Origin of the sequence: Methylorubrum zatmanii, assembly GCF_014845115.1 — a bacterium.
Classification (GTDB): Bacteria; Pseudomonadota; Alphaproteobacteria; order Rhizobiales; family Beijerinckiaceae; genus Methylobacterium; species Methylobacterium zatmanii.
On the sequence record NZ_NKUI01000188.1, the window covers coordinates 1 to 7,624 of the forward strand.

Below are 7,624 nucleotides of genomic sequence, written 5' to 3' on the forward strand. Positions count from 1 at the left end.
CCAATCTCCCGCATAGCTCAGGCGGCCCTGCGGGAGGTGAGCGGTGCGGCAGCGGTCAGCGTGCTGGAGGCCGGAGCTGGCACGGGCAAGACCACAACGGCCAAAGTGCTGGTCGAGATCGCGCGGCGCTCCGGGCTTCGGGTGATCGGCTTGGCGCCGAGCTGGGTTGCGGCCGACGAGCTCGGCGTCTCGACCGGCATCCCGGCACAGGCCATCGCCAAGTGGCGCCACGACCAGGCGCGCGAGGCGGGCGCAGGCCTAGGCCCCGACACTCTGGTGCTGGTCGACGAGGCCGGGATGGTCGGCACGAAGGACCTCGCCGAGATCCTGTCAGCGGCGGAGGCGGGCGGGGCCCGTGTGGTCTTGATGGGCGACCGGCGCCAGCTCGCCTCGGTGGCGGGGGCGAGCGCGCTGCGCGCGGTGAACGACGTGCTCGGCCGCCACGCGACCCTGTCCGAGGTACGGCGCCAGGCTGTGCCCTGGCAACGGGCGGCGTCGGTGCTGATGGCGCGCGGCGAGGTCGAGGCGGGGTTGCGTGCCTATGCCCGGCACGGCTGCATCGAGCTCGTCGCCGGCGCCCCAGCCGTGCAGGCGCGGGCGCTGGCCCTCTGGTCCGAGGCACGGGCGCGGCACGGGACGGACGCGGTGCTGATGGTGACGCGGCGCAACCGCGACGCGGCCGAGCTGAACCGCGGTGCCCGTGCCCTGCTGCGGGCTGAGGGTGATCTGACCGGACCGGACGTCGAGGTCATGGCGCGCGACCGCGAGAACCGGTCGCGGGCGCTGAGCTTGGCGGTCGGAGACCGCGTCCGCTTCGGCGAGAGCCTGAGTCAGCACGGCATCCGCAACGGCACGCGGGCGACCGTCGAGGCGATCGGGGCGGCCGCGGGCGGGGAGCTGCGCCTGCGGGTGCGGCTGGAAGATGGCCGGCGGGTCGAGGACGCCTATGCCGCGTTCGTGCCGGTGCGGGCGCGCCGAACGGCGCAGGCGCAATCGTGGCCGCGGATCAGCCTCGGCTATGCTGGGACCGCCTACGCGGTGCAGGGCCGAACCTGCGAAGCGACGATCTACTCTGGGTTCACGGCCGGCGATGCGCGCGAGCTGTATGTTGGGCTGACGCGCCACCGGCAGGAGGCCCACCTGGTGGTCGAGCGCGAGCGCGTGGAGGCGGCGGTGCGGGTGCGGCAGACGGATCCGCGCTTCACGCCGAGCACCGCCGAGCTGCACGAGCGGCTGTTCGTCGAAGCGCGCCGCTATACCGAGAAGGTGAACGTGGTTGATCATGTCGAGGACCGGGCCGCGTTCATGCGCAGCGGTGTGATCACGCCGCCCCAAGCCGAGATGCGCCTCGATCTGCAGAGCGGCTTTGCGGCGGCGCGGGCGCTGCGGCGGGTGTTGCAGGAGATGAGCGCAGTGCCACGGCAGGCACTCCGGCAGCTTGCCCGGGGCGTTCGCCACGCGGAGCGCCAGGTCTCGCCCCGTGTTCTCCGGCTGGTCGAAGACATCCGGGGAAGTCTGCCGGACGTCGTCACGCGTGAGCGGCCGGGCCGGTCCCGCTCGGGACCGGATTACGGACGTTGAGGAGCTCTGTTGCAGGCGGCGACCGGCTGAAGCCGGTCGCCGCCTGCTGTAGGCGTCGTCTCTTGCGCTTTGACGGGCTCCACCTCGCCGGTGGAGCCGACGCCACATCAGAACGGGTTTGTCAGGAACGGCCGGGGCCAGATGTGACAGGGCTGGCTCACGGAGCAGTGGAGCTTGGTCAGGGCTGGGAGGCTGCCTGATGCGTCGAGCAATTCGTTCTGTACCACGAGCCCGCCGATCAGCAGGACGGTCGCGAGGAAGAACAGCGGGCTCTGGATGAGCCGGGTGAGGGTGCGATAGGGCGCGAAGCTTTGAGCCGCCGCATCAACGGCATCGCTGAAGGGGCGCAGAAGCCGGTAACGGCTCGGCAGTAGGGCGTACAGAGCCAGCACGGCGATAATCGCCAGGATGATGCCCCGCACCTGGAGCTGCTCGCCGATGCCGAGCGCGATGATGTTCTGACGAAGCAGGTCGAGCCGGCGTGTCAGAGGGGTGTCCTCGGGATTGAAGCCCTCGACGCTCGCGGCGACGAGCTCCGAGGCGGGCACCAGCGTGAGGCCGATCGGACCGGCGCGGGTGACCGGCGGGATGAGCTGGAAGAGCACGAAGAAAGCCAGGCCGAGGGTGGCCAGGACGGCGATGGCCTTGCGGACGTTGAAATTGGGCATGCGTGTGTTCCCTGTGTTGGTGGAACACAAGGAGCACATGTTCGCGTGGCCTCGTCAAAGACTAGCTTGCGACAAAGTTAATTTAACTCTGACACAATGACATGGGAATGATTGGGTGGCAAGGGCATGGTCGGGATTTGGTTAACAAAAGGTTAAGTACACGGTTGCTGTTATACGACCCGATTGCTGGTTCACTGTGTCTGCGGTCGAGCTGCTCTCGGCAGTGGCCACTTCCAGGGTCGTGGGACGCTAACAGAACAGCACGCCGACTGAACGCATTGCCGAGCTGGCGTGACGCCATTCGCATAAGGGGCATTTACGGAACCCGCCAAGAAGTAGTGGGCGGGGTGGCGGGCTCTGACACCTTCGCCGACATGGCCAGCGGGTGGAAGTGCGCTATAACTCAATTGGGCGATGTCAGCCGTTCCCTTGTGCCTTTCGGACAGGACCGGAGCCTGGTGGCTGTGCAGTTCTCGTGTGTCAGATTGCGGTTAAAGCCGCGCAGCCTGGACTAGCCTCCGGCAGTTCAGCCGCGCTTGTCAGGAAGTTGCTGGCCCGATCCGCCCTGGTTCTGCCGGTCCATCATGGTCTACATCATCTTGTTGCAGTTCCCCCCTCATCTTCGACATGTCCTGCATCATCGGCATCATCCCGTCCTGCATCATGCTCTTGTCTGAGGGCGCCGGGGGCGTTGTGACAGGCTCGGCCGAGGCCGCGGCGATCTCGGCAACCAGACCAGCACCGAGGAATGCAGAGGTTACGAATTTCGAAGTCTTGGACATAGGTTTCTCCTCTCGTCCGGTGAGTGTGAGTTCAGTCCTGGCCTCGCACTACTCGCGTGCGAAGACCTTCGTGACGCTGTCCCCGATTTCGTAGACCGTGAACGGCTCCGCCTTCTCGCCATCCATGCCGGGTGAGCCCGCGGGCATGCCGGGCAGCGAGATGCCCTTGATAGCCGGCCGCTCCGCCAGCAATCGCTTGACCTGCGCCACCGGCACGTGTCCCTCGACGACGTAGCCGTCGATGAGGAAGGTGACCGGAATACGCCGCAGAAGCATGTCTGGCACGCTCGCATCGTGCTGCTGAGCGCCGATGATCTGGGTACTCATGCGATCATGCGTGAGGCGGGCGTGTCCAAGACCGCATTCTGGCGCTGGCAGGAGCGCTTCGCACAGGAGGGCCTTGATGGGCTCCTTCGCGACAAGACACGGCCAGCCCGCATCCCGTCCCTCGGACCGGAGGTGGCGGCGCGCGCGTGGTGGCCCTGACCCATGCTGATCCGCCCGGCGAGACTACGCATTGGACCGCGGCTGCCATGACCCAGGCCGCATCCATCAGCGTCTCGTCGGTGCAGCGGATCTGGCGCGGGCACAGCCTGCAGCCGCATCGGGTGCGGCAGTTCAAGCTTTCCAACGACCCAGCCTTCGCCGCCAAACTGCGCGACGGGTTCCCATCGAACCTGTTCGATGGGTGCCCTGGTGGTCGGGCTCTACGTCGATCCACGGGCTCATGCCGTGGTGCTCCCCCTCGACGGAAAGTCGCAGATCCAGGCGCTCACCCGAACGCAGGACCCGTTGCCGATGAAGCCGGGTCACATCCGTGTAGCCCAGTTCGCCTCAGATCCGGTCAATCGGCAGCGTTTCGTCTGACAGGAGCGCCTTCGCCTAGCGTATCAACACGCTGCACTGAAGGTCGGCATAGCGCGTGCCCGTCTCTTCCAGGCGACGCTGCAGCGTCCTGCGTGAGAGGCCGAGGCGGCCAGCAGTCCCGTCGATCGTGGAGCGGGCCTCATCCAGCCCAAGTTCGATCAGGTGCGCGACGCTGGCCGCACCTGTCGATCAACAGCGGCGCACTCCAGCCACGATGCCGCTGCGCGCTACGTGATGTGGGTCTCCCTCAATGAGCGTTGGTATTAGTCGCCTAAATTGAGTTGCATCCTAGCCACAGAAGGACTGGAACCTCCGGGCGTTTTGCTAATGCATGTTGCCCTGTCAGGGCATTCGTGTTCACAATGAAGTCGGCACTGGAGCACAACCAGTGCGCACCCATGATTATTTGTAAATCATTATACATGGGTTAAAGCAAATTTGTGCGGCACAGAGTTGAATTGGAGCATCGCTCCTAACACTGTGCAATCTTACGGTCTCGAAACTCCGGAGATAACAATGAGGCTCTTAAAGGTCTCGCTCCTTGGATCTGTCGCGGTAACATCCGCGATAACTGGGGCGCAAGCGGCCGATTTGCCGATCAAGAAGGCAGCGCCGATCGAGTATGTCCGCGTTTGCTCTGCCTATGGAGCGGGCTTCTTTTATATCCCTGGGACAGACACGTGCCTTCGTGTCTCGGGTCGTGCCCGCTTCGAGGTTGGGTACAACGACGGATATTCGCGCAACCAAGGCGCAGGTGACACAACCGGTTACCGTGGTCTCGCCCGCATCAACCTCGATGCCCGCACCCAAACCGGCTACGGCACACTTCGTGCTTTCGTTCGACTCGAGTTCGCATCGCGAACGGGTTATTCCAATTTTGCGTCCGGCACGCAAACGCGGATCGGGAACGCATTTTCGGCACTTGGCCAGGACCAGTTCGGTCGAGCACAGCAGTTTGTGAGCACCGAAAAGGCGTTCATCCAGTTCGCTGGTCTTACCGCCGGTCGCGCCTCCTCGTTCTTCGACTTCTACGCAAATGATTACGAGATTATTGGCGGGGCCCTCGGATCAAATCTCGCTTCGACGAACCTTCTTGCCTACACCTCTAAGCTCGGCGACAGCGGCTTCTCAGCGTCGCTTTCGCTCGAGGATCCGACCTTCCGCAAGAACACGATTTTTTCTGCATCTGTAGCAGCCGCGAATGCCGCTGCGGGAACTTCGTCCTTCGCTACTTTTGGCGCTCTCAACGCACCCTCACCTGTGTTCCTTGGATTTAATGCCGCCGGGCAGCCGACAGGTGTAGGCTTCGTGGACGTAATCGAGCGTAATCGCATGCCCGACTTCGTCGGCGCGCTGCGTTATGATGCTGCTTGGGGTTCAGCTCAGGTGTCAGCAGCAGTCAAGGATGTCAACACTGGCAATTTTTTGCCAAACCAATTCTTGGGTACGACGGGTGACGGTGCTGCGCTTACTGCAGCCAACGCAGTGAGTCGCCAGCGTCCGTCCACCGAATACGGATGGGCAATTCAAGGCGGCGTAAAGTTCAACCTTCCCTTCATCGCACCAGGAGACGGCCTCTACTTACAAGGCGCATATGGAGAGGGCGCTACTTTATATACTGGGTACTCGAACTACTCAGGATCATACGCCAGCAACACTAGCAATGTGAGTGGCGCTTCATTTAACCAATTTTTCAATGACTCAACATTGAATCCCCTTACTGGGCGGCTGGAGCTATCTAGAAGCTTCACTGTAGTTGGCTCTTACCTCCATTACTGGACCCCGGAGTGGCGTTCGGCGTTCTTTGCCAGCTACGGCGAGCTTTCTCAAGCACCAGGTGCACGTGCAGCACAAGGGATTGCAAGCGCGCTGGTTGGCGGTGGTCCTGGTGCTCCGGGAACGCGAACTTTTGCCCTGAACCAGACTCTGCGTGATACCTACCAGATCTATACTGGTGCAAGTGTCATTTGGTCTCCAGTTAAGGACCTCGATATCGGGCTTGAGGGAATCTATACAAAAATTGGTGTTACGAACGGAAGAGTAGTCGATTTGAACAAGAGCTTTGGAGTGTCACAAACCAATATTCCGCTAAGCGCTCGCACCGTGAGTTCATTTGACACTGTGCAGCTGCGCATGAGAGTCCAGCGGGACTTCTAATACAGAGCCGACTTGACAAGTGCGTCTATAAAGACTAAGATCTATATGAGACCTGTAAAAACTCAGCTCGGCCTTTGGGCCGAGCTTTTTTGTTTTAGAGCTGTTCCCGCTTACGTAGCGATGGCCAAGTCGTTGTCGTAGCCGGCGGCGGCGAGGCTGTTGCGGCACTCGTCCGGGGTGAAGCGGGTGAGGGCATGCCGGATGGTGTCCCAGAGGTCTGGGACAGTGCGGGCCGCGGCGGTTCGGAGGAGGCCCTTCAACTTAGCGAAGATCTGTTCGATCGGATTGAAGTCCGGGCTGTAGGGCGGGAGGTAGAGCAGCCTCGCCCCGGCGGCTTCGATGGCCTCGCGCACACCCGTCACCTTGTGGGCCTGCAGGTTGTCGAGGATCACAGTGTCGCCGGGCCGCAGCACCGGGACGAGGCGGTTGGCGACGTAGTCGCGAAAGCGCTGGCCGTTTGTGGCGCCATCCGCAAGGTCGAGGGTGCGCAGAGTGCCGGTGACAGTAGTCGTTTTGTAATGGCCCTGGGGTACGAGGAGCCGGCAGCGCTCGCCGCGCGGGGCGTGGCCGTAGCGGCGGGCCATGTTGGTGGCGGCCGCCGTCTCGTCGAGGAAGACGAGCTTGTCGTGGTCGAGGTCGGGCTGAGTCTCGAACCACGCCTCACGCGCCGCCCTCACGTCGGCCCGCTCCTGCTCAGCCGCGTACTGCGCCCCTTTTTACGGTTGATCCCATGGCGAGCGAAGAAGCGTGACAGCCCGCTCGTGCTGGTCTGCACGCCATGCCCGGCCAGGGCGTCGCGCAACTCGCCGAGGCAAGCGTTCGGGCCGGGCCTCGTCGAGGGAGAGGATCAGATCCGTATGCGCCTCGACCGCCGGCAGGCGGTCGTCGCCGTGTGTCGGTTTGGGGGCGACGTGACCCTGCTGCGCAAACCGTCGCGACCAGCGGCTGGCGCTCGACACGCTCACCCCGAACCGCGCCGCCGCCTGATGGAAGGAAGCGCCCTCTGTCACGGCCGCCAGACGCGCTCGCGCAGATCGACAGACAACCGTGAAGGCATCGCTGGCTCCTTCACCGGTCAACGCTCCAGCCACCGTCCTGTCGCAACACCGCCGGGCACGGCTCTAAGGAGGCGTGGCGCACGACCTGAGCCCGCGGCATGGCCTGCCAGAATACCGACGATGACTGGGAGATGAAGGAGCTCGCGCGCTGAGGCGGGGCAGCGGACGGGCGGCCCGATAGCCAAGATTACAACTCGGAATACCTCCAGCCGGGACCGCCTCAGCGCTGACCACGGACCACCTCGGGCCGAACTGGTGCGCCCACCTTGCCCATCCGTCGCTCCAATAGGCCAGCGCGCAGGAGGTCGAGCATGCGCCGGCCATTCACAAGGAACAGGATGGCAGCCAGTCCCAGATAGATCCAGGCGAGCATAGTCAGCGTTGTGACTGTGCGGGCCTCATCGTTCCGGTAGATGAAGGCTAGCCCGACTTGCACACCGAACAGACCCACCAGAGCTACGGCCGACCCTAAGCCGAGGCGCAGGCGCAGGAGCAGCGCCAGGGCGAACAG

6 protein-coding genes and 3 pseudogenes are annotated in these 7,624 nt (G+C 63.6%); 3 read left to right on the plus strand and 6 right to left on the minus strand.

Translation table 11 applies throughout. The features are described 5' to 3' along the window. A partial coding sequence (locus MZTS_RS19960; protein WP_192285150.1) for an ATP-dependent DNA helicase occupies positions 1 to 1,581 on the plus strand: 1,581 nt, incomplete at its 5' end. A 107-nt stretch (positions 1,582 to 1,688) separates the two neighbouring features. Here MZTS_RS19960 and MZTS_RS19965 read toward each other — a convergent pair. From MZTS_RS19965 to MZTS_RS19975, 3 genes are all read right to left on the minus strand, one after another. Further along, complete coding sequence (locus MZTS_RS19965) at positions 1,689 to 2,249, minus strand: hypothetical protein (protein ID WP_009864934.1); 561 nt, start codon at positions 2,247 to 2,249, stop codon at positions 1,689 to 1,691. Positions 2,250 to 2,788: 539 nt separating this feature from the next. Next, entirely contained in the window at positions 2,789 to 3,031 is a 243-nt protein-coding gene (locus tag MZTS_RS19970; protein WP_096488147.1) for a hypothetical protein, read from the minus strand. A gap of 48 nt (positions 3,032 to 3,079) precedes the next feature. Beyond that, positions 3,080 to 3,358 carry a DUF411 domain-containing protein gene (locus MZTS_RS19975; RefSeq protein WP_376744241.1) on the minus strand — a complete coding sequence of 93 codons (279 nt, stop codon included), beginning with the start codon at positions 3,356 to 3,358 and terminating at the stop codon, positions 3,080 to 3,082. Between MZTS_RS19975 and MZTS_RS19980 the strand changes: the two are divergent. Then, positions 3,299 to 3,841, plus strand: a pseudogene (locus tag MZTS_RS19980) (helix-turn-helix domain-containing protein); the annotation flags it as partial. The gene MZTS_RS19975 and the pseudogene MZTS_RS19980 sit on opposite strands and share 60 nt — an antisense overlap. A gap of 72 nt (positions 3,842 to 3,913) precedes the next feature. On the opposite strand, the gene MZTS_RS25695 reads toward MZTS_RS19980, so the two are convergent. Then, the gene (locus MZTS_RS25695; protein WP_096488150.1) at positions 3,914 to 4,060 is read right to left on the minus strand and encodes a helix-turn-helix domain-containing protein; all 147 of its coding nucleotides are present in this window, start codon (positions 4,058 to 4,060) and stop codon (positions 3,914 to 3,916) included. A gap of 354 nt (positions 4,061 to 4,414) precedes the next feature. Here MZTS_RS25695 and MZTS_RS19990 point away from each other — a divergent pair, with 354 nt between their 5' ends. Further along, entirely contained in the window at positions 4,415 to 6,055 is a 1,641-nt protein-coding gene (locus MZTS_RS19990) for a porin (protein WP_192285151.1), read from the plus strand. A 110-nt stretch (positions 6,056 to 6,165) separates the two neighbouring features. On the opposite strand, the pseudogene MZTS_RS19995 reads toward MZTS_RS19990, so the two are convergent. Both MZTS_RS19995 and MZTS_RS20000 read right to left on the minus strand, forming a co-directional pair. Then, positions 6,166 to 7,112: pseudogene (locus MZTS_RS19995) on the minus strand (IS630 family transposase). Positions 7,113 to 7,333: 221 nt separating this feature from the next. Continuing rightward, positions 7,334 to 7,624, minus strand: a pseudogene (locus MZTS_RS20000) (sodium:proton exchanger); the annotation flags it as partial.

Excerpts from the sequence above, each read along its gene's own strand:
- MZTS_RS19965 (WP_009864934.1), bottom strand. The coding sequence starts at position 2,249 with ATGCCCAATTTCAACGTCCGCAAGGCCATCGCCGTCCTGGCCACCCTC.
- MZTS_RS19970 (WP_096488147.1), bottom strand. The coding sequence starts at position 3,031 with ATGTCCAAGACTTCGAAATTCGTAACCTCTGCATTCCTCGGTGCTGGT.
- MZTS_RS19975 (WP_376744241.1), bottom strand. The coding sequence starts at position 3,358 with ATGAGTACCCAGATCATCGGCGCTCAGCAGCACGATGCGAGCGTGCCA.
- MZTS_RS19990 (WP_192285151.1), top strand. The coding sequence starts at position 4,415 with ATGAGGCTCTTAAAGGTCTCGCTCCTTGGATCTGTCGCGGTAACATCC.